Source organism: Comamonas jiangduensis (assembly GCF_030162955.1).
Classification (GTDB): domain Bacteria; phylum Pseudomonadota; class Gammaproteobacteria; order Burkholderiales; family Burkholderiaceae_C; genus Comamonas; species Comamonas jiangduensis.
This window is the reverse complement of record NZ_JARXOV010000006.1, coordinates 183,687-202,178: the sequence shown is the minus strand read 5'-3', so window position 1 is coordinate 202,178 and position 18,492 is coordinate 183,687. Positions and strand designations below refer to the sequence as shown.

Annotated in this window: 18 protein-coding genes and 1 rRNA gene; 12 read left to right on the top strand and 7 right to left on the bottom strand. The window is 61.7% G+C overall.

What is annotated here, in order from left to right:
• A 5S ribosomal RNA gene (rrf, locus tag QEP12_RS17050) occupies positions 1 to 86 on the top strand; the annotation flags it as partial.
• A 166-nt stretch (positions 87 to 252) separates the two neighbouring features.
• Here the strand turns inward: rrf and QEP12_RS07265 are convergent.
• The 5 genes from QEP12_RS07265 to QEP12_RS07245 all read right to left on the bottom strand — a co-directional run bounded on the left by QEP12_RS07265 (position 253) and on the right by QEP12_RS07245 (position 6,215).
• A complete protein-coding gene (locus tag QEP12_RS07265) occupies positions 253 to 1,038 on the bottom strand; it encodes a class II glutamine amidotransferase (protein ID WP_284213826.1) in 786 nt (261 codons plus the stop codon).
• A 77-nt stretch (positions 1,039 to 1,115) separates the two neighbouring features.
• Positions 1,116 to 2,579, bottom strand: coding sequence for an MFS transporter (locus QEP12_RS07260; RefSeq protein ID WP_284213824.1), 1,464 nt, complete (start codon positions 2,577 to 2,579; stop codon positions 1,116 to 1,118).
• Positions 2,580 to 2,626: 47 nt separating this feature from the next.
• The gene (locus QEP12_RS07255) at positions 2,627 to 2,845 is read right to left on the bottom strand and encodes a cysteine-rich CWC family protein (RefSeq protein ID WP_284213823.1); all 219 of its coding nucleotides are present in this window, start codon (positions 2,843 to 2,845) and stop codon (positions 2,627 to 2,629) included.
• A gap of 117 nt (positions 2,846 to 2,962) precedes the next feature.
• A complete protein-coding gene (locus tag QEP12_RS07250) occupies positions 2,963 to 3,856 on the bottom strand; it encodes a ChaN family lipoprotein (protein WP_174862287.1) in 894 nt (297 codons plus the stop codon).
• 166 nt (positions 3,857 to 4,022) lie between these two features.
• Positions 4,023 to 6,215 carry a malate synthase G gene (locus QEP12_RS07245; protein WP_284213822.1) on the bottom strand — a complete coding sequence of 731 codons (2,193 nt, stop codon included), beginning with the start codon at positions 6,213 to 6,215 and terminating at the stop codon, positions 4,023 to 4,025.
• Positions 6,216 to 6,454: 239 nt separating this feature from the next.
• Here QEP12_RS07245 and QEP12_RS07240 point away from each other — a divergent pair, with 239 nt between their 5' ends.
• Together QEP12_RS07240 and QEP12_RS07235 are read left to right on the top strand one after the other, a co-directional pair.
• Positions 6,455 to 7,387: a LysR family transcriptional regulator gene (locus tag QEP12_RS07240; protein WP_219163088.1), complete on the top strand. Its 933-nt coding sequence runs from the start codon at positions 6,455 to 6,457 to the stop codon at positions 7,385 to 7,387.
• Positions 7,384 to 7,830, top strand: a complete 447-nt coding sequence (locus tag QEP12_RS07235; protein WP_174863323.1) for a DUF2214 family protein — start codon at positions 7,384 to 7,386, stop codon at positions 7,828 to 7,830. Before QEP12_RS07240 ends, QEP12_RS07235 begins: the two co-directional genes overlap by 4 nt.
• Before the next feature lie 20 nt (positions 7,831 to 7,850).
• On the opposite strand, the gene QEP12_RS07230 is transcribed toward QEP12_RS07235, so the two are convergent.
• Complete coding sequence (locus QEP12_RS07230) at positions 7,851 to 8,177, bottom strand: YdcA family protein (RefSeq protein WP_370894143.1); 327 nt, start codon at positions 8,175 to 8,177, stop codon at positions 7,851 to 7,853.
• Positions 8,178 to 8,264: 87 nt separating this feature from the next.
• Here QEP12_RS07230 and argS point away from each other — a divergent pair, with 87 nt between their 5' ends.
• The 9 genes from argS to QEP12_RS07185 all read left to right on the top strand — a co-directional run bounded on the left by argS (position 8,265) and on the right by QEP12_RS07185 (position 17,724).
• Positions 8,265 to 9,974 (top strand): arginine--tRNA ligase, encoded by a 1,710-nt coding sequence (gene argS, locus QEP12_RS07225; protein ID WP_284213820.1) that lies wholly within the window; start codon positions 8,265 to 8,267, stop codon positions 9,972 to 9,974.
• A gap of 32 nt (positions 9,975 to 10,006) precedes the next feature.
• A complete protein-coding gene (locus tag QEP12_RS07220) occupies positions 10,007 to 10,657 on the top strand; it encodes an SPOR domain-containing protein (RefSeq protein WP_284213819.1) in 651 nt (216 codons plus the stop codon).
• Positions 10,658 to 10,713: 56 nt separating this feature from the next.
• Complete coding sequence (locus tag QEP12_RS07215; RefSeq protein ID WP_284213818.1) at positions 10,714 to 11,361, top strand: thiol:disulfide interchange protein DsbA/DsbL; 648 nt, start codon at positions 10,714 to 10,716, stop codon at positions 11,359 to 11,361.
• Positions 11,362 to 11,476: 115 nt separating this feature from the next.
• Entirely contained in the window at positions 11,477 to 12,115 is a 639-nt protein-coding gene (gene lptA / locus QEP12_RS07210; RefSeq protein ID WP_219164853.1) for a lipopolysaccharide transport periplasmic protein LptA, read from the top strand.
• Entirely contained in the window at positions 12,115 to 12,885 is a 771-nt protein-coding gene (gene lptB, locus QEP12_RS07205; protein WP_219163084.1) for an LPS export ABC transporter ATP-binding protein, read from the top strand. The genes lptA and lptB overlap by 1 nt, the downstream gene beginning before the upstream one ends.
• Positions 12,886 to 12,948: 63 nt before the next feature.
• A complete protein-coding gene (locus QEP12_RS07200) occupies positions 12,949 to 14,532 on the top strand; it encodes an RNA polymerase factor sigma-54 (RefSeq protein ID WP_284213817.1) in 1,584 nt (527 codons plus the stop codon).
• A gap of 176 nt (positions 14,533 to 14,708) precedes the next feature.
• On the top strand, positions 14,709 to 15,992 hold the full coding sequence (locus tag QEP12_RS07195) for a THUMP domain-containing class I SAM-dependent RNA methyltransferase (protein WP_174862290.1): 1,284 nt from the start codon (positions 14,709 to 14,711) through the stop codon (positions 15,990 to 15,992).
• A gap of 2 nt (positions 15,993 to 15,994) precedes the next feature.
• A complete protein-coding gene (locus QEP12_RS07190) occupies positions 15,995 to 16,495 on the top strand; it encodes a putative toxin-antitoxin system toxin component, PIN family (protein ID WP_284213816.1) in 501 nt (166 codons plus the stop codon).
• Between the two features lie 122 nt (positions 16,496 to 16,617).
• The gene (locus QEP12_RS07185; RefSeq protein WP_284213815.1) at positions 16,618 to 17,724 is read left to right on the top strand and encodes a 3-deoxy-7-phosphoheptulonate synthase; all 1,107 of its coding nucleotides are present in this window, start codon (positions 16,618 to 16,620) and stop codon (positions 17,722 to 17,724) included.
• 73 nt (positions 17,725 to 17,797) lie between these two features.
• Here QEP12_RS07185 and QEP12_RS07180 read toward each other — a convergent pair whose 3' ends face one another.
• Complete coding sequence (locus tag QEP12_RS07180; RefSeq protein ID WP_284213814.1) at positions 17,798 to 18,445, bottom strand: hemerythrin domain-containing protein; 648 nt, start codon at positions 18,443 to 18,445, stop codon at positions 17,798 to 17,800.
• Between the last annotated feature and the right edge of the window lie 47 nt (positions 18,446 to 18,492).

Here is an 18,492-nt window from a genome sequence, read left to right as displayed (position 1 = left end):
GGCCTTCCCATCCCGAACAGGACCGTGAAACGACTTTGCGCCGATGATAGTGCGGGCTCCCGTGTGAAAGTAGGTCATCGTCAGGCTCTTACAGTGACAAACCCCTGATCTCCGCAAGAGACAGGGGTTTTGTTTTATGGGCGCTAGAAAGCCGAAAGACAAAAAACAAGAGCGCACTGCGTGCGCTCTTGTTGAAGTTGAGGGCTGAACCTCTTTGAAACCCAAGCACAAGGAGCGCTACGCGCTCCTTTTTTATTTGCTGGCAGCAGATTGGCCGAGGTAGAGGCGTCCATCCACAAAGACATTCACGACACCTGGTTCGAACTGGGTCCAAGTTTCATTGCTGGTCAGTGGGGCGGTGACGACGACGGCAACTTTGTCATTGGGCGTGGTTTCGGTAGCAAAGTCGACACTCAGGTCTTCATCGGACAGCTGGGCTGCCGCAAAGGGGTGCTGGCGTTCGGTGAAGAACAGGTTGGTTGTCGCATGGCTCCACAGCGCCTCGCCGTTGGAGAGCAGAAAGTTGAAGGTGCCGTGGGGGGCGATGCGTTGGGCCAGTTCTTGCAGGGTGAGGGTCAACTCTTCGATGCTGGGCACGCCGGCGTGGGATTTCCACAGCTCCTGCATGATCCAGCAAAAGGCCAGTTCGCTGTCGGTGCTGCCCACGGGGCGAAAGTGGGTGTGCAGCTTGGGGGCGAAGTTTTTCAGGTCGCCATTGTGGGCAAAGACCCAGTGGCGCCCCCACAGCTCACGCTCAAAGGGGTGGCAGTTTTGCAGGCTGACCACGCCTTGGGTGGCTTTGCGGATGTGGGCGATGACGTTGCGGCTTTTGATGGGGTAGCGGCGAATCAACTCCGCGATGGGAGAGTCGATGGCGCGTTCATGGTCCACAAAATGTCGCAGCCCTTTGTCTTCAAAAAATGCGATGCCCCAGCCGTCGGTGTGATCACCCGTGTTGCCCGCGCGCTGTGCAAAACCACTGAAGCTAAAGCGCACGTCCGTGGGGGTGTTGCAGTTCATTCCTAAAAGCTGGCACATGGGGCGCGTTCCAATCGGTCACAAAACAAAGGCATAAGCCTAACGGTTCAGACCACGCCGTGCAGCAATCGCACAGCTCAGGGCGCGGATTTACGTGCCGGGGAGCGCAACTGGGTGGCTGCAGCAAAAGCCAGCAAGCACAGTACCGTCAGCATCACAAAGCTTTCATGGAATGCCTGTATCCGCCCTTGTGCCGCATCCATCGCTGGGTTGGCGGCGTACACGGCCAAGCGCCACTCCAGCACAATGCCGCACAGCCCCACGCCGATGGCACCCCCCAGCATGCGAATAAAGCTGATGGTGCTGGAGCCTTGGGCAATCAGCGCGCGGTCAATCGGTCGCAAGGCACCCAGGTTCAGGCTGGGCAAGATAAAACCCAAGCCGATGCGCCCGACGATGATGAAGCCCGCCAGCAGCCACAGCGCCATGCCTGGCCCGGCCCACAGCATCAGTCCAAAAGACAAGGCCAGCAGCAACATGCCGATGCTGGTGAGCCAGTGGGTGGGCTGGGTGTCGGCCATGCGCCCTACCCAAGGGATGGTGATGGCGAGGATCAAGCCCGCAGGCAGCAGCAGGTTGCCTGCGTAGCTGGCCGATAGCCCCAGGCCCATTTGGATGAAAACGGGGAGCAGGTAGGTGGAGCCAAACATGGCGGTGCCGTAAATAAATGCCACGATACAGCCCATGACGAAGGGGCGGGTGGCAAACAGGCGCAGATCCATCAACGGCTTGCGCTGTGTACGCAGCAGGCGCTGCTGCCACAGGATGAAAGCCAGCCAGCACACCGCGGCCATGCCTGCCAACAGTGCCGCTTTCAAGTGGCTGTGGTGAAACGCCACCAAGGCATTCAATACGCCCAGCGTACCGGCGCTGACCAGGCCCAGCCCCAGCACATCCAGTTTGCCGCTGCCTTCACCGCTGGTACTGTCCCCGGGCGCGCTGGAGGGTACGTATTTCCATGCCAGCCACAGCGACAGCAGGCAGGGGGGCACCACCATGAAGAAGGTGCTGCGCCAGCCCATCCAGTCGGTCAGCAGACCGCCTAGTGCAGGCGCCAGCGCAGGTGCCAGCACCACGCCCATGCCAAAAATACCGCCCGCGCGGCCTTGCTCATTGGGCTGAAACGCATACAGGATGATGACCGCTGGTATGGGCTGAATGATGCCGGCTGCTAGGCCTTCGGCCACGCGTGAGAACAGCAGCAACTCGAAATGTTGGGCAAAACCGCCGCTGATACCCCCCAGCATGAGCAAACCAATCGCCCATGCATAGGTGGCGCGATAGCCAAAACGCCCTAGCAGCCACGGCGTGACCAGCATGGCCACGGTGGAAGCCACCATGAACGTGGAGGTGATCCATTGCGCCCGCTCTTGCCCCAGCTGGAAAAAAGCGCTCATGGCGGGAATGGCCACATTCACGCTGGTGGAGGGAATGATAGAGGCAATAGTGCCCACCATCACAGCCATCAGCAGCAGCCAGCGATAGTGCTCGCCATAGCGGGCTTTGAGCGCAGCAGCGGGAGAGGGGGACAGCAAGGGCATGGGTTGTCCAAGGGCGATGCGAAAGGCTCCAGCCTACGCCATCTGCGTTAGCTGGACGTGCCTGTGGGTGACAGGGGCTGGCTCTGGCCGCATGCGGGGCAGATACAGGTTTGATAGCGTTGTTCGGCAGCTAGGCGTGCAAGCACCTCGGGCGCAATGCGTTGTTGCATGCACCAGCAGCTTTGCGCAGGCAAGCCTGCGGCCACGGCGCACTGGTTGGCTTGGCCGCACAAGGGGCAGGTCAGCGGGTCGAGAGGGGACGTCATGGACGCAAGTGTAGACGCAGTGGCACCAGGCTGGCTGCGACGAGCCAGGTGCACGCTGGGCATACATAAAAATATGGATAAAAAGTGCTTAAACCCTTGCCCTAGCAGCGCAAGCAGCTATGGATTTTGTGGGTCTGAAGGGGCCCACTGGGCGCGCAGCTTGGCGCAATGGTCTTTGTCCGGCACGGCGGGCGTTTGAATGACAAAGTCGTGCTCAGAGGCTTCGGCTTGCGCCTTGGGGCCCGCCTGCGCCATCGCAATCACATGGCTGGAAGACGGTGCCAGCCAGGTGGGAATGCCCACGCTGCGCAGCACATGGCCACGCCCGGCAATCAGCACCACGGTTTTTCCAGGCTGGATGGCCGACTGGGCGGTGTGTGCCATCAGGGCATCTTTGGCCAACTGCACGCGGGCCATGGGGGTGATCTGGGCCTCGGGCAATAGGTCGCAATGCCCGCTGCGAATGGCATGGCGCTGCTGCTCCCAGGCAGCGGGGCTCAGGTGGCTGTCCCACTCGGGCTGTTGCATCACGTCACGCATTTTGTCGCGAGGCACATTGCCGCCAACGACGGGAATGTTTGCGCGCACGGCGGCCATCACGCTGGGGCCGTAGGCCTTCCATGGCCAGCCCTTGTCGTCCCAGCGCAGGGCTTTGCGCACGGTGGCCTCACTGGCGGAAGGCTGCAAGCCTGCGGTGCTGTGCCCTTGCTCTGCCATTTCCAAGACCAGGGCTGCCAGTTGCTTGCGTGCTATCAGCTTTTGTACGGTGGCCAGTTGCCAGCGCTGGTGGGCCGCCGCATCGTGTTGCTCGCCCAGCAGCAGCACGCTGGGCAGCGGCATGGCCTGTAACTGGGCCTGCCACTGTGCAGGGGTCAGGGTGGGTGTGGTGGTGGAAGAAGGGGCGCTGTGGGCTGGTTCCACGGTAGAGGCCGGGGGCATGGTGTTGCAGGCGCTGAGCAGCAGTGCCAAACCAGCGGCCAGGCTGCAGCGCAGAAAGTCATGGGATCGCATGCCCGCATGCTAGAGCATCGCGCCGCCACCGGGCCGCTGCAGGCCTGTGTAGAGGTGGATTTTTTGTATCAAAAAAAAGGCAGCCGAAGCTGCCTGAAAGAATGTGCATCAAAACCGCTGCTAGCGCTGATGTATCAAGCGCCAGCAGCTATGGTTTGTGGATGGCTTACGCGCCGGCCTTGACCTTCAGGCGCCAGGCGTGCAGCAGAGGCTCGGTGTAGCCAGAAGGCTGGGCCACGCCCTTGAACACCAGGTCCAACGCGGCTTGCATGGCGGCACCGTTGGGGTTGGCCACCAAGCTCTTGTAGGCGGGGTCACCGGCGTTTTGCTGGTCGACCACCTTGGCCATGCGGGCAAAGCTGTCGCGCACCATTTGCTCGGAGACCACGCCGTGCAGCAGCCAGTTGGCAATGTGCTGGCTGGAGATGCGCAGCGTGGCGCGGTCTTCCATCAGACCCACGTTGTGGATGTCCAGCACCTTGGAGCAGCCCACGCCCTGGTCCACCCAGCGCACCACATAGCCCAAAATGCCTTGCACGTTGTTGTCGACTTCTTGCTGCTTTTCGGCGTCCGTCCACTTGGGGTCTTTGGCCACGGGAATTTGCAGCAGGTCCGCCAGGATGTTGGCGCGCTCGGTGTCGGCACTGGTTTTTTCCAGCTCCTTTTGCACCTCTGCCACGTTCACCTGGTGGTAGTGCAGCGCATGCAGCGTCGCGCCGGTGGGCGAGGGCACCCAGGCGGTGTTGGCACCCGACTTGGGGTGGCCAATCTTTTGCTCCAGCATGGCCTTCATCAGGTCAGGCATGGCCCACATGCCCTTGCCGATCTGGGCACGGCCGCGCAGGCCCATGGTCAGGCCCACCAGCACGTTGTTGCGCTCGTACGCAGGCAGCCAGGCGCTGGCCTTCATGTCGGCCTTGCGCACCATGGGGCCAGCGTGCATGGCGGTGTGCATTTCATCGCCCGTGCGATCCAGGAAGCCAGTGTTGATGAACGCCACGCGTGCAGGGGCTGCGGCAATCGAGGCCTTCAGGTTGGCGCTGGTGCGGCGCTCTTCGTCCATGATGCCCAGCTTCACGGTGTTGGGCTTGAGGCCCAGCAGTTGCTCCACACGGCCAAACAGGGTGTCGGCAAACGCCACTTCGGCGGGGCCGTGCATTTTGGGCTTGACGATGTAGACGCTGCCGGTGCGGCTGTTGCGAATGCCGTTGGCACCGTGGCCCTGCAGGTCGTGCATGGCGATGGCGGTGGTGACCACGGCGTCCAGGATGCCTTCCGGAATTTCTTTGCCTTCTGAGCCCCACAGGATGGCGGGGTTGGTCATCAAATGGCCCACATTGCGCAGGAACATCAGCGAGCGGCCGTGCAGCTTGACGGGCTGACCGTCTGCACCGGTGTAGATGCGGTCGCCGTTCAGGCCACGGGTCATGGTCTTGCCGCCTTTTTCAAAGGACTCGGTCAGCGTGCCCTTCAAAATGCCCAGCCAGTTGCTGTAACCCAGTACCTTGTCTTCGGCATCCACCGCAGCCACGGAGTCTTCCAGGTCCAAGATGGTGGAGACGGCGGCTTCCACCACCACGTCGGCCACGCCCGCAGCGTCGGTCTGGCCGATGGGGGTGGACTTGTTGATGATGATGTCGATGTGCAGGCCGTGGTTCTTCAGCAGCACCGAAGTGGGCGCAGCCGCATCGCCTTGGTAGCCGACGAACTTGTCCGCATCCTTCAAGCCCGTGGTGTTGCCGTTCTTCAAAGTCACGACCAGCTTGCCGCCTTCGACCTGGTAAGCCGCCGCATCTTTGTGCGAGCCCGCAGCCAGGGGCACGGCCTGGTCCAGGAAGTTGCGTGCAAATTCAATGACCTTGGCGCCGCGCACGGGGTTGTAGCCCTTGCCCTTTTCGGCGCCGCCTTCTTCGCTGATGGCGTCGGTGCCATACAGCGCGTCATACAGGCTGCCCCAGCGCGCGTTGGCGGCGTTCAGAGCGTAGCGCGCGTTCAGGATGGGCACCACCAGTTGGGGGCCAGCCATGGTGGCCAGCTCGGCGTCCACGTTTTCGGTGGTGGCCTTGGCGTCCTTGGGCGACTCGACCAGATAACCAATCTGTGTCAGAAATTTTTGGTAGGCCGCCATGTCGGTGATGGGGCCGGGGTTGGCCTTGTGCCAGGTGTCCAGCTCGGCTTGCAGGCGGTCGCGCTCGGCCAGCAAGGCAGCATTCTTGGGGGCCAGATCGGCCACCAGTGCATCAAAGCCTTTCCAGAAGGCGGCAGCATCGACGCCGGTACCGGGCAGAACCTGCTCGTTGATGAAAGTGTGCAGTTCGTTGGCAACTTGCAAGCCGTGAACTTGGGTGCGTGCAGTCATGGTGGTAACCCCCTTGGATCAGTAGAAAACCAGAGCCCCAGTATTTGGAGCCTTACTCCCACTGTATTGCAAAGTTTGGAGTTAATAAATTGGGCAAAAAGCTTATAACTGATGACTTTTATGCAAAAGTGGGCAACACTTCAGGCATCTGCTGTACGGAAGAATGTGCAGAAAACATAGCTGCTAGCGCTTGATTTATAAGCGTTAGAGGCCAATTTGGTTCATAAATTATTTGTGCCATGGACAAACTCAAAGCCTTCGAGTCCTTTGTCTCGGTTGCGACCAAAGGCAGTTTGACGGCCGCCGCCAAGGCCGAAGGGGTGGCGCCGGCCATCATGGGGCGCAGGCTGGATGCGCTGGAGGCGCACCTGGGCGTCAAGCTCATGGTGCGCACCACGCGCCGCATCAGCCTCACGCACGAGGGCAGCGCTTTTTTGGAAGACTGCCAGCGTCTGCTGAGCGATGTGGCCAATGCCGAGGCCAGCGTTTCTGCAGGCGGCGTCAAGGCCACCGGGCATTTGCGCATCACCGCCCCGGCAGGGTTTGGCCGCCGCCATGTGGCACCGCTGGTGCCGCTGTTCCACGACCTGCACCCCGATGTCACCATCTCTTTGAACCTGAGCGACCGCGTGGTTGATTTGGCCGGGGAAGGCTATGACTGCGCGGTGCGGGTGGGGGATTTGCCCGATTCCTCGCTGATCAGCGTGCGCATGGCGGACAACCGCCGCCTGTGCGTGGCCACACCGGCTTACCTGCAGGCCTATGGCACGCCCCACCACCCGTCCGAGCTGGCGCAGCACCGCTGCCTGACGCTGTCGAGTGACGCCTCGCAAACCCGGGGCTGGGCCTTTCGCCTGCCCAGCCGCGATGGCGGCACCGAGGTGGTGCACTTCAAGCCCACAGGGCCGCTGGATTGCTCCGACGGCCAGGTGCTGCATGACTGGTGCCTGGGAGGCTGGGGCGTTGCATGGCGCAGCACCTGGGAGGTAGAGTCAGAAATTGCAGCGGGTCGTTTGCAGGAGGTGCTGGCGGAATTTGCCGCGCCACCCAACGGGATTTACGTGGTGTTTCCACAGCGCAAGCACATGACGCTGCGCTTGCGCCTGTGGATGGACTACCTCAAGGGGCAATATGAACGCCCTGAGTTTTGGAGCAAGGGGATAGCGCGATGACTTGGGAAGCAATTTTGGCCAGCCTGCACCTGGTGGCCATTCTGACGGCGGTGGTGTTTCTCTCCAGTGAGGCGGCGCTGTGCCGTGCGGAGTGGATGAATGCTGCAGTGGTGCGCCGTTTGGCCAGGCTGGACATGATTTACGGCCTGGCCGCACTGGCCCTGCTGCTGACGGGTATTGCCCGCATCGTCTGGGGTGCCAAGGGCATGACGTGGTACGTCAGCCAGCCGCTGTTTCACCTGAAGATGCTGCTGTTTTTTGTGGCGGCCATCTTGTCGCTGCGCCCCACCTTCACCATCCGCAAGTGGCTCAAAGCGCTGGATGGGGCGGGCACCTTGCCCCAGCCCGAGGCGGTGCGCGCGGTGCGCACGTGGATCATGGTGCAAGCCCACATCATTCCCGTGATCGCGGTGATTGCCGTGTTCTGGGCGCGGGGCATGTAGCCCAGTGTGGGCAGGTACCTTTAGCGGCGCACATAACTTTTGCGCCCACTGTCTGAGAGGCAATAGCGCCCGCCGCGTGGGCCGGTACATACCGCACCGCTGCGGCAGCTGCAGCTGCAGCTGGTGTCGGTAGCGGCCGGGGCCTGGAAAGCCCGCGCCGCAGCAGGGGCGCGGGTATCGCTACAAATTTTGCGTGATGCGCTGAGGGAGCCGTCTTTACAGACAAACTGGCTGCCCATGCAATGGTCGATGCCCCCTTTGCGCCCTGAGCATGGGGTGTTGGCGCCGTAGCTCTGGAAGGCCACGCCCAGCAGCAAGCAGGCCAGCGCACAGCGTGAAGTTTGCACAACCATCTCCCTGACGTTTATCGGATGCCCTGTATGCGTGTTTTCAAGGCTTGGGCAGATTGTGCCCTGCGCACGTAAAATCGCCCGATGCTTTCTGTCAAACAAGAATTGCTCGCCGCGCTGGCGGCTGAGCTCGAAACCCTTTCGCTAGGCGCCGGCGCACGCGCTGCGTTTGAAAACCCCAAAGTGGCAGCCCATGGCGATTTCGCTTGTACGGCAGCCATGCAACTGGCCAAGCCCCTGAAGGCCAATCCCCGGGCACTGGGCGAGCAGCTGCAAGCCGCTCTGATGGCCACAGCACCTTTCCAGCAGTGGGTAGACGCGATTGAGATCGCAGGCCCCGGCTTTTTGAACATTCGCCTCAAGCCCGCCGCCAAGCAAGAAATCATCCGTGAAGTGCTGGGCCAGGCCGAGCAGTTTGGCTATCAGGCCGACCGCGGCGAAAACATCCTGGTGGAGTTTGTGTCTGCCAACCCCACTGGCCCGCTGCACGTAGGCCACGGCCGCCAGGCGGCCATTGGCGACGCCATCAGCAACCTGTATGCCACCCAGGGCTGGAAGGTGCACCGCGAGTTTTATTACAACGACGCGGGCGTGCAGATTGATACCCTGACCAAGTCCACCCAGTTGCGCGCCAAGGGCTTCAAGCCCGGTGACGATTGCTGGCCGACCGACAGCGACAACCCGCTGGCCAAGAACTTCTACAACGGCGACTACATCGCCGACATCGCGGCTGCTTTCCTGGCCAAGGAAACCGTGAAGGCCGATGACCGCGAGTTCACCGCCAACGGGGATGTCGAGGACTACGAAAACATCCGTAACTTTGCCGTGGCCTATCTGCGCAACGAGCAGGACAAGGACTTGCAGGCGTTCAACCTGAAGTTCGACGAGTACTACCTCGAGTCCAGCCTCTACACCAATGGCCACGTGGCCGACACGGTGCAGCGCCTGATCGCCAGCGGCTACACCTATGAGCAAGACGGCGCGCTGTGGCTCAAGTCCACTGAGTTTGGTGACGACAAAGACCGCGTGATGCGCAAGTCCGACGGCCACTACACCTACTTCCTGCCCGATGTGGCCTACCACATCCAGAAGTTCCAGCGTGGCTACGGCAAGGTGGTGAACATCCAGGGCACGGACCACCACGGCACCATCGCCCGCGTGCGCGCGGGCTTGCAGGCGGCCAATGTGGGTATTCCCAAGGGCTACCCCGACTACGTGTTGCACACCATGGTGCGTGTGGTGCGCAACGGTGAAGAAGTGAAGATCAGCAAGCGCGCCGGATCTTACGTGACGCTGCGCGACCTGATCGAGTGGACCAGCAAAGACGCTGTGCGCTTCTTCCTGCTCAGCCGCAAGCCCGATACCGAGTACACCTTCGACGTGGACCTGGCCGTGGCGCAGAACAACGACAACCCCGTGTACTACGTGCAGTACGCGCATGCGCGCATCCAGTCCGTGCTGCGTGCCTGGCAAGAAGCTGGTGGCGCGGGTGTGGCTGCGCTCAAGGATGTGGATCTGTCTGCACTGGAGGGGCCTCAGGCCCAGGCGCTGATGCTGCTGCTGGCCAAGTACCCCGAAATGCTGACGGCCGCCGCCGCTGGCAACGCCCCGCATGACGTCACTTTCTACTTGCGAGATTTGGCTTCCGCCTACCACAGCTACTACGACGCAGAGCGTATCTTGGTGGACGACGAGGCCGTGAAACTGGCGCGTCTGGCACTGGTCGCTGCGACTGCGCAAGTGCTGCACAATGGCTTGGCTGTGCTGGGTGTGAGTGCACCCGAGCGCATGTAAGCGAAACAACAAGCAACGTGACAGGCGGTTTTATGGGTAAGCAGCAGCGTGGTGGCACCATCTTGGGGCTCATCATTGGTTTGATCTTGGGCTTGGGCATTGCGCTGGGCGTGGCGGTGTACGTCACCAAAGTGCCAGTGCCTTTCCTCAACAAGGGCGAGCACCGCGACATCGAGAAAACCGAACAGGAGCGCAACCGCAGTTGGGACCCCAATTCGCCGCTCTACGGCAGCTCGCCTTCACGCGCGCCCCAGGCGCCTGCTGCGGCAGCGCCAGAAGCGCCTGGCACTTCGGTAGCCACTCCCCCGGTTGATCCGGTTGCCAAGCCGCCAGCGGCTACGGCAGACCCGCTGGGTGATTTGGCCAAGGCGCAGGTCAAAGCCTCCGATGCCAAAGCTGCGGCAGAAGCCAAGGCGGCCGCCAGCACCGCCAACGCTGGCTCGGACGGATTTAGCTATTTTGTCCAGGCTGGCGCGTTCCGCACCCAAGGTGATGCGGATGCCCAGCGTGCCAAACTCGCGATGCTGGGCTGGGAAGCGCGCATCAGTGAGCGTGAGCAAAATGGACGCCCGGTGTTCCGCGTGCGCGTGGGCCCTTTCGCCAAACGTGGTGATGCGGAGCAGCTGAAGCAAAAATTGGACGGCGCTGGGGTGGATTCGGCCTTGGTGCGCGTGCAGCAATGAACTTTTTGAGCGACCTATGCTCAATACCAACCATATCTCGTGAAGGAGTCTCTTTGATGCAACGCCGCCAGTTCTCTTTGGCCGCAGCCACTGCTGCAACTTCCCTGGCTTGGGGTGCCAACACTGCATTCGCGCAGCAAGCGGCCCCCAAGGAAGGCAAGGACTATGTGCGCCTTTCCAAGCCTGCACCCACCGAAGCCCCCGCAGGCAAAGTGGAAGTGGTGGAGTTCTTCTGGTACAGCTGCCCGCACTGCAACGACTTTGAGCCCACTTTTGCGGCCTGGAAGCAAAAAGCCCCGGCCAACGTGGTCGTGCGCCGCGTGCCGGTGGCGTTCAACGCCAGCTTCGTGCCCCAGCAAAAGCTGTACTTTGCGCTGCAGGCCATGGACAACTTTGATGCCATGCACGTCAAGGTATTCCGCGCCATTCACGTAGAGCGCAACAAGCTGGCCAAGGATGAGGACATCTTCAACTGGGTGGCCAAGCAAGGCGTGGATGTGAACAAGTTCAAGGAAATCTACAACTCGTTCAACGTGTCCAGCCAAGTGCGCAAGGCCACCGCGCTGCAGCAAGCCTACGACGTGGAAGGTGTGCCTTCCATGGGCGTGGCCGGCCGCTATTACACCGATGGCCCGCGCGCAGGCAGCATGACCAACGTGCTGAATGTGGTGCAGCATTTGGTTGCACAAAGCGCCAACGCGTGATGCAGACAGGGTTGCCAGCCCTTGCACAGCCACAAAGCCCGCCTTGTGCGGGCTTTTTTCATGGAAAACGAGCATGCATGACTACAATGTGCTGCAAGAAACGTGCCCTGCCCACATGACACCCAAACTCCTCACCTGCCTCTTGTTGACCGCCTTTGTCGGCGTTTCCGGTATTGCGCACGCCGAGCGTGCTGACCGTGACAAGCCCATGAACATTGAAGCGGATGCCTTGCGCCATGACGAGCTCAAGCAAACCAGTGTGTTCACCGGCAATGTGGTGATGACCAAGGGCTCGATCGTGTTGCGCGGTGCGCAGCTGGATGTGCGCCAAGATGCACAGGGTTACCAGCATGGCGTGGTCAAGGCAGAACCCGGCAAGCGTGCGTTTTTCCGGCAAAAGCGTGATACGGCGCCTGGCGCTCCTGAAGAGTTTGTCGAAGGCGAGGGCGAGGTCATTGAGTACAACGGCCAGACCGATGACGTGAAGCTGATTCGCCGTGGACAGTTGCGCCGCTATACCGGTGGCAAGCTCAGCGACGACATCATGGGCAGCGTCATCACCTATAACAATCTGACCGACGTGTTTACCGTAGATGGTGAAAAGCGCAGCAATGAGCCCTCGTCGGCACCCGCAGGCTCCGGGGGCCGCGTGCGCGCTATTTTGGCGCCCAAGGCCACCGCTGCCCCATCACCCTCGACCGCCCCAGCGCAGCCCTTGCAGCCTTCCGGCACCCTGAATTTGCAAGGAAAGTAATGGCTGAGCAGACCCAAGACATCGCAGGCACCAGCAAGCTGGAGGCCCGCCATCTGGCCAAGTCGTACGGCAGCCGCAAGGTGGTCAAAGACGTCTCCATCACGGTGCAAAAAGGTGAGGTGGTGGGCTTGCTGGGGCCCAACGGCGCTGGCAAAACCACATCGTTTTACATGATTGTGGGCCTGGTGCGCAGCGACGGCGGGGATGTGCTCATCGACGGCCACTCGGTGGGCAATATGCCCATCCACCAGCGCTCGCGCCTGGGGCTGTCGTACCTGCCGCAAGAAGCGTCGATCTTTCGCAAGCTGAATGTGGAAGACAACGTGCGTGCCGTGCTGGAGCTGCAAAAAGACGCAGCGGGCAAGCCGCTGTCGTCGGCAGAGATTGAGGTGCAGCTGAGCAAGTTGCTGCAAGAGCTGCGCGTCGAGCATTTGCGCATGTCGCCCTCGCTGGCGTTGTCCGGCGGTGAGCGCCGCCGTGTCGAGATCGCGCGGGCGCTGGCGACCAACCCGCGCTTTATCTTGCTGGACGAGCCTTTTGCCGGTATCGACCCGATCGCGGTGATCGAGATCCAGCGCATCATCGGCTTTCTCAAGGAGCGCGGCATCGGCGTGCTGATTACCGACCACAACGTGCGCGAAACCTTGGGCATTTGTGACCACGCGTTCATCATCAGCGATGGCACGGTGCTAGCACAGGGAACGCCGCAGGAGATTGTCGAAAATCCGGATGTGCGCCGGGTCTACCTCGGCGAACACTTCCGCATGTAACCTTCCTCAGCAGCGTTATCAAAAACAACAAGGGTCGAGAGAGCACAAAGAGGGAGTACAGCGTTGAAGCCAGGTTTGTCACTGCGGGTCTCACAGCATTTAGCACTTACGCCGCAACTGCAGCAATCCATTCGCCTCTTACAGCTATCGACGCTGGAGCTGTCCCAAGAAGTTGAGCAGATGCTCGACGACAACCCTTTCCTCGAGATCGCGACCGAGGATGCGCCGCGTGAAGAATTTGGCCTCGACAGTGCCAATACCGCCCCGCAGGGGGATGCGGATACGGCGGACGACTCTCCATATTCCATAGCTGACAGCGCAGGCGCAGCAAGCGCTGAAGGCTCAAAAGACCAAGAATTTTCAGCGCCGGAAAGCGATGTGCCCAATGACTGGGAAGGCGACGGCAGCGTGGACATGTCGTCCTTCGATGAGGGTGAATGGGGCGGTGAGGCCTCCGCACGCGGCCAGCGCAACGACGATGACGACGCGCCCACCGCCTTGGACTTGGCGGGCAGCCACGAGTCGCTGACCGATTTTCTGCACCAGCAGGCGCTGTCGCTGCGCCTGTCCGAACTCGACCGCTACGCCCTGAGGTTTCTGATCGAAAACCTCAACGACGACGGCTACCTGGAAGATTCGCTGCAGGAGCTGGCCGAGGGGCTGGCTGGCACCGACGATCTGGAGCAGTTGGACGAGCTGGTGCACCGCTTCACGGTGGCCCTGCGCCTGCTGCAGTCGCTGGAGCCGGTGGGTGTGGGCGCTCGCGATCTGGCCGAATGCCTGCGCCTGCAGCTGTTGCACCTGCACCGCGAGGACCCGCAGGACGAGCTGCTGGAGGTGGCGCTGCAGGTCTGCGCGCAGCCGCTGGACATGCTGGCGCGGCGCGATGTGCGCAAACTGATGCAGGCCTGTGGCCTGCCCGAAGCCAAGGTGCGCGCCGCGCTGGGTGTGATTGCGCGGTTGGAGCCCAAACCGGGGCGGCGCTTTGCCGATGTGGAGCGCCACATCATCGTGCCCGATGTCATCGTCAAGAAAACGTCGCGCAAGGGGGGCGATGGCCTGGCGCAGTTCAGCGTGCAGCTGAACCCGGATGTCATGCCGCGCCTGCGCGTGCACGATGTGTATGCCAACGCCCTGCGCAGCCACAAGGGCAGCGACGGGCACGCCGGCCTGCAGCAGCGGCTGCAGGAGGCGCGCTGGTTCATCAAGAACGTGCAGCAGCGCTTTGACACCATCTTGCGCGTGTCCAAGGCCATCGTTGACCGGCAAAAGAACTTCTTCGTGCATGGCGAGCTGGCCATGCGCCCGCTGGTGCTGCGCGACATTGCCGATGAGCTGGGCCTGCACGAATCCACCATCAGCCGCGTGACCACGGCCAAGTACATGGCCACGCCGCACGGCACCTATGAGCTGAAATTCTTCTTTGGCTCCGGGCTGGGCACGGAGACGGGCGGCAATGCCTCCAGCACCGCGGTGCGGGCCTTGATCAAACAGTTTGTGGCGGCCGAAAACACCAAAAAGCCGCTGTCGGACAGCCAGATTGCCGAGATGCTCAAGGAACAAGGCATTGAATGCGCGCGCCGCACCGTGGCCAAGTACCGCGAAGCGCTCAAAATTGCACCAGCGAACCTGCGCAAGGCGCTCTAAGCACGCGCAGCGCCGGGTTGATACCTGTGCAGTAGCGCAGGTCGGCACGGCCCTTTAAAATTACCTCCTAGAACATCATCGAGAACGCAGCGGCTGACGCTGCGTTTTTGCTTTCAGCGGGAGTCTGCCGGCAGCCACACCACGGCGAGGCGGCTCGCGTATGCTGGACCCCTGCTATGAACCAATTGCATTTGTTTTTGCCCTGCGCCGCTGGCGTTGAGGGTTTTCTGGCCGACGAAGTGCGCGCTATTACGGGCGTGGGCAAGGACGACGTGCTCACCGGCCGGGGCGGTGTCATGGTGCGCGCCATGTGGCGCGACGCCATGCTGCTCAATCTGCACAGCCGTCTGGCCCAGCGGGTGCTGGTGGAGCTGTCGTTCACCGAGTACCGCAGCGAGAACGATCTGTACCGCGCTGCCAGCGAGGTGGCTTGGGAAATTTGGTTCACGCCCAAAGAAACGTTCAAGATCGAGGTGACGGCCCAGCACAGCCCGCTGACCAGCCTGAATTTTGCGGCCCTCAAGGTCAAGGATGCGATTGCCGATCGCTTCCGCGCCAAGCGCAACGGCGTGCGCCCCAGCGTGGAAACCCACCACCCTGACGTACGCGTGCACATGCACCTGACCACCGACACCTGCACGCTGTACATGGACACCACGGGCGAAGCGCTGTTCAAGCGCGGCTGGCGCGAAGACAAGGGCGATGCACCGCTCAAGGAAACCCTGGCCGCCGCCATGATTGCCGCCACGGGCTGGAACCCGCATGGCCCCAATCCACAGCCGCTGTACGACCCCTGCTGCGGCTCGGGCACGGTGGTGATTGAGGCCGCACAAATCGCCCGCAAGATTCCCGCTGGCATCTTGCGCCGCTTTGCGTTTGAAAAGCTGGTGCCGTTCCAGCGCCATGTGTGGGAGCAAATCCTGGATGAGGCCGAGGCCCAAATTTTGGATGAAAGCCCCGTGCCGATTTTTGGCTCCGATGTCTCGCACCGCATGGTGGACTTTGCCCAGCGCAATGCCGAGCGTGCCGGCGTGGCCGAGACTGTGAACCTGCGTGGTGGTGACGCCCTGCAGCGTATGCCCCCGTGCGAGCAGCCGGGCATGATGCTGCTCAACCCCCCGTACGGCGAGCGTATTGCCGCTGCCGGCAGCTTTGGCCGCAATGCCGCAGAGCGCATGGACGCGGTCGAGCGCGTGGGCCGCGAAACAGCGCAAACCGAAGACGGTGGCGAGTTCTTCAGCCAGCTGGCCACTCACTGGAAGAAGCACTACAGCGGCTGGAGTGGCTGGATGCTCACGCCCGATTTGAAGCTGCCCGGCAAGATGCGCCTTAAAGAATCGCGCCGCACCCCCATGTGGAACGGCCCCATCGAGTGCCGCCTGTTCTGCTTCGAGATGATCAAGGGTGCGGTCAAACTTCGTAAAGATGAGAGCGATCAGCGCCCGTCTGATAAGGGCTGAGCATGAAAATAGTCCTGAAATGGCCCGCTTGCAACGCGGGCTACACCGGGCCGTGGCCACGCCCGATGGTGCTGGATACCAATGTGGTGCTGGACATGCTGATCTTTGACGATCCGCACATTCCGCCGATCCGGGAGCTCATCGCCCAGGGCCAGGTGCGCTGGATTGCCGACCAGACCCAGCGCATTGAACTGGAGCGCGTGCTGCACTACAGCCAGATTGCACCGCGTGTCTCGTTCTACGGCAAGACGCCCGAGGGCGTGATGGCGGCATTCGATGCTACTGTGGAATACGTGGCCGAAGCGCCCAAAATCCGCTTTACCTGCACCGACCCCGATGACCAGCACTTTCTGGATCTGGCCGGCCAGCACCAGGCTCTGCTGGTGAGCAAAGACAAAGCCGTGCTCAAACAACGCAAGCGCGTGGCGCAGACCTATGGCGCAACGGTGGGCAATATCGTGCTGCAGGAAACGGTGGCAGCACCCCCAGTAGGTATGGCTTAAATTGGCCGCTAGCGCTTAGCTGTCAAGCGCTGATAGCTATTGTTTTGGGATTTGGAGACAGGCGTGGGCGGCGCCCAACCCTGGAACTGGCAGCTTTGTGGCCAGACAGCGACAATGGCGGGATGACTTCTTCGCCCTCTCTGACCAAGCCTGCGGCCTTGTCCACGCTGGACAAGACCCGCATTGACGACACCCGCATCAAGACCGTGCGCCCGCTGCTCACCCCCGCTTTGCTGGAGGAGTGGCTGCCTGCCACGGAGCAGGCCCTGGCGCTGGTGGAAAGCAGTCGCCGCGCCATCTCGCGCGTGCTGCATGGGGAAGATGACCGTCTGGTTGTGGTGGTGGGGCCTTGCTCCATCCACGATCATGCGCAGGCCATGGAATACGCGCGCCAGCTCAAGGCGCAGGCCGATGCGCTGCAGGACGATCTGCTGATCGTGATGCGCGTGTACTTTGAAAAGCCACGCACCACCGTGGGCTGGAAGGGGTACATCAACGACCCGTACCGCGATGGCAGCTTCAACGTCAACGAAGGCCTGAAGCTGGCGCGCCAGCTGCTGCTGGAGGTGCTGGAGCTGGGCCTGCCCACGGGCACGGAGTTTTTGGATCTGCTCTCGCCCCAATTCATCAGCGATTTGGTCAGCTGGGGCGCGATTGGTGCGCGCACCACCGAAAGCCAGAGTCACCGCCAGTTGGCCAGCGGCCTGAGCTGCCCGGTGGGCTTTAAAAATGGCACGGATGGCGGCGTGAAGGTGGCCAGCGATGCGATCGTGGCCGCGCAATCGAGCCATGCCTTCATGGGCATGACCAAGATGGGCCAAAGCGCGATTTTTGAAACCCGTGGCAACCAAGACTGTCACGTGATTTTGCGTGGCGGCAAACAGCCCAACTACAGCGCTGCCGATGTGCAAGCGGCCTGCGAGCTGCTGGCAAAGTCGGGCCTGCGCCCGCAGGTGATGGTGGACATGTCACACGCCAACAGCAGCAAACAACACCGCCGCCAAATCGATGTGGCAGCCGATGTGGCGCAGCAGATTGCCGCTGGTGACCAGCGCATTACCGGGGTGATGATTGAAAGCCATTTGAGCGAAGGCCGCCAAGACATTGTGGAAGGCCAGGACTTGGCCTATGGCGTGTCGCTGACCGATGCCTGCATCAGCATCGCGCAGACCATTCCGGTGCTGCAGCAGCTGGCTGCGGCGGTGCGCACGCGCCGCACCCAAGCCTGAGTTGGCCCTATAAAAAAGCCGCTTGCAGGTGAATCCCGCAAGCGGCTTTTTTGTGCCAGAGATTGTTTTGAATTTACTTTTTGAGTTTAATTTTTTTCTCGATCTTTGTGCTGGCCTTTTCGGCTTTTTTGCGACGGTTAAAAACCGTGTGGAGGTAGCGCACATCGGTGGGTGACAGGTGCTTTTGCGCGGCCACGAATTGCTCTTGCTCTTCTTCGCGGATGTGGTGCAGATACACCTCCCGCAAAGCGGCAAAACGGCGCATCCACGCCGCAGAGGCCATGTCGCGCGCGGCCAGATCGGCCAGCATGTCATCGATGGACTTGTGCTCGCTCACGGCATGGCGCGCGTCGTCGGTGGTCTGTGGGTTGCGCATCACGGTGGACCACAGGGCCTGCTCCTCGGCAGCGGCATGGCTTTTGAGCTCCAGCGCCAGCTCTTGGAAGAGTTTTTTCCGCTCCGGCGATGCGCCCACGGTCTCTCCGATCATGGCCAGCAGTGCCCGGTGGCGGTCATGGTCTTGCACCAGCTGGCCAAACAAATCCGGATCACCGCGAAACGTGGTCGCTGGTGTGCTGCCAATGTGCGCGGGTATATCCGGTGCAACGGCCTGTGCTTTGGCAATCGCCGTGCGCTTGGCTTGCGAGGCCGTGGTTTTGGGGGAGGTGCTGCGTTGGGTAGAGGGGGTGGAGGCAGTGCGGCGCAGTGCAGTCGTTGGCATGGGGCTCACTTTGCAAAGAGAGGCAGACAGGTGCCGTTAGAGATGCT

Coding starts and splice junctions, on each gene's coding strand:
- QEP12_RS07265 (WP_284213826.1), bottom strand. CDS start 1,038: ATGTGCCAGCTTTTAGGAATGAACTGCAACACCCCCACGGACGTGCGC.
- QEP12_RS07260 (WP_284213824.1), bottom strand. CDS start 2,579: ATGCCCTTGCTGTCCCCCTCTCCCGCTGCTGCGCTCAAAGCCCGCTAT.
- QEP12_RS07255 (WP_284213823.1), bottom strand. CDS start 2,845: ATGACGTCCCCTCTCGACCCGCTGACCTGCCCCTTGTGCGGCCAAGCC.
- QEP12_RS07250 (WP_174862287.1), bottom strand. CDS start 3,856: ATGCGATCCCATGACTTTCTGCGCTGCAGCCTGGCCGCTGGTTTGGCA.
- QEP12_RS07245 (WP_284213822.1), bottom strand. CDS start 6,215: ATGACTGCACGCACCCAAGTTCACGGCTTGCAAGTTGCCAACGAACTG.
- QEP12_RS07240 (WP_219163088.1), top strand. CDS start 6,455: ATGGACAAACTCAAAGCCTTCGAGTCCTTTGTCTCGGTTGCGACCAAA.
- QEP12_RS07235 (WP_174863323.1), top strand. CDS start 7,384: ATGACTTGGGAAGCAATTTTGGCCAGCCTGCACCTGGTGGCCATTCTG.
- argS (WP_284213820.1), top strand. CDS start 8,265: ATGCTTTCTGTCAAACAAGAATTGCTCGCCGCGCTGGCGGCTGAGCTC.
- QEP12_RS07220 (WP_284213819.1), top strand. CDS start 10,007: ATGGGTAAGCAGCAGCGTGGTGGCACCATCTTGGGGCTCATCATTGGT.
- QEP12_RS07215 (WP_284213818.1), top strand. CDS start 10,714: ATGCAACGCCGCCAGTTCTCTTTGGCCGCAGCCACTGCTGCAACTTCC.
- lptA (WP_219164853.1), top strand. CDS start 11,477: ATGACACCCAAACTCCTCACCTGCCTCTTGTTGACCGCCTTTGTCGGC.
- lptB (WP_219163084.1), top strand. CDS start 12,115: ATGGCTGAGCAGACCCAAGACATCGCAGGCACCAGCAAGCTGGAGGCC.
- QEP12_RS07195 (WP_174862290.1), top strand. CDS start 14,709: ATGAACCAATTGCATTTGTTTTTGCCCTGCGCCGCTGGCGTTGAGGGT.
- QEP12_RS07190 (WP_284213816.1), top strand. CDS start 15,995: ATGAAAATAGTCCTGAAATGGCCCGCTTGCAACGCGGGCTACACCGGG.
- QEP12_RS07185 (WP_284213815.1), top strand. CDS start 16,618: ATGACTTCTTCGCCCTCTCTGACCAAGCCTGCGGCCTTGTCCACGCTG.
- QEP12_RS07180 (WP_284213814.1), bottom strand. CDS start 18,445: ATGCCAACGACTGCACTGCGCCGCACTGCCTCCACCCCCTCTACCCAA.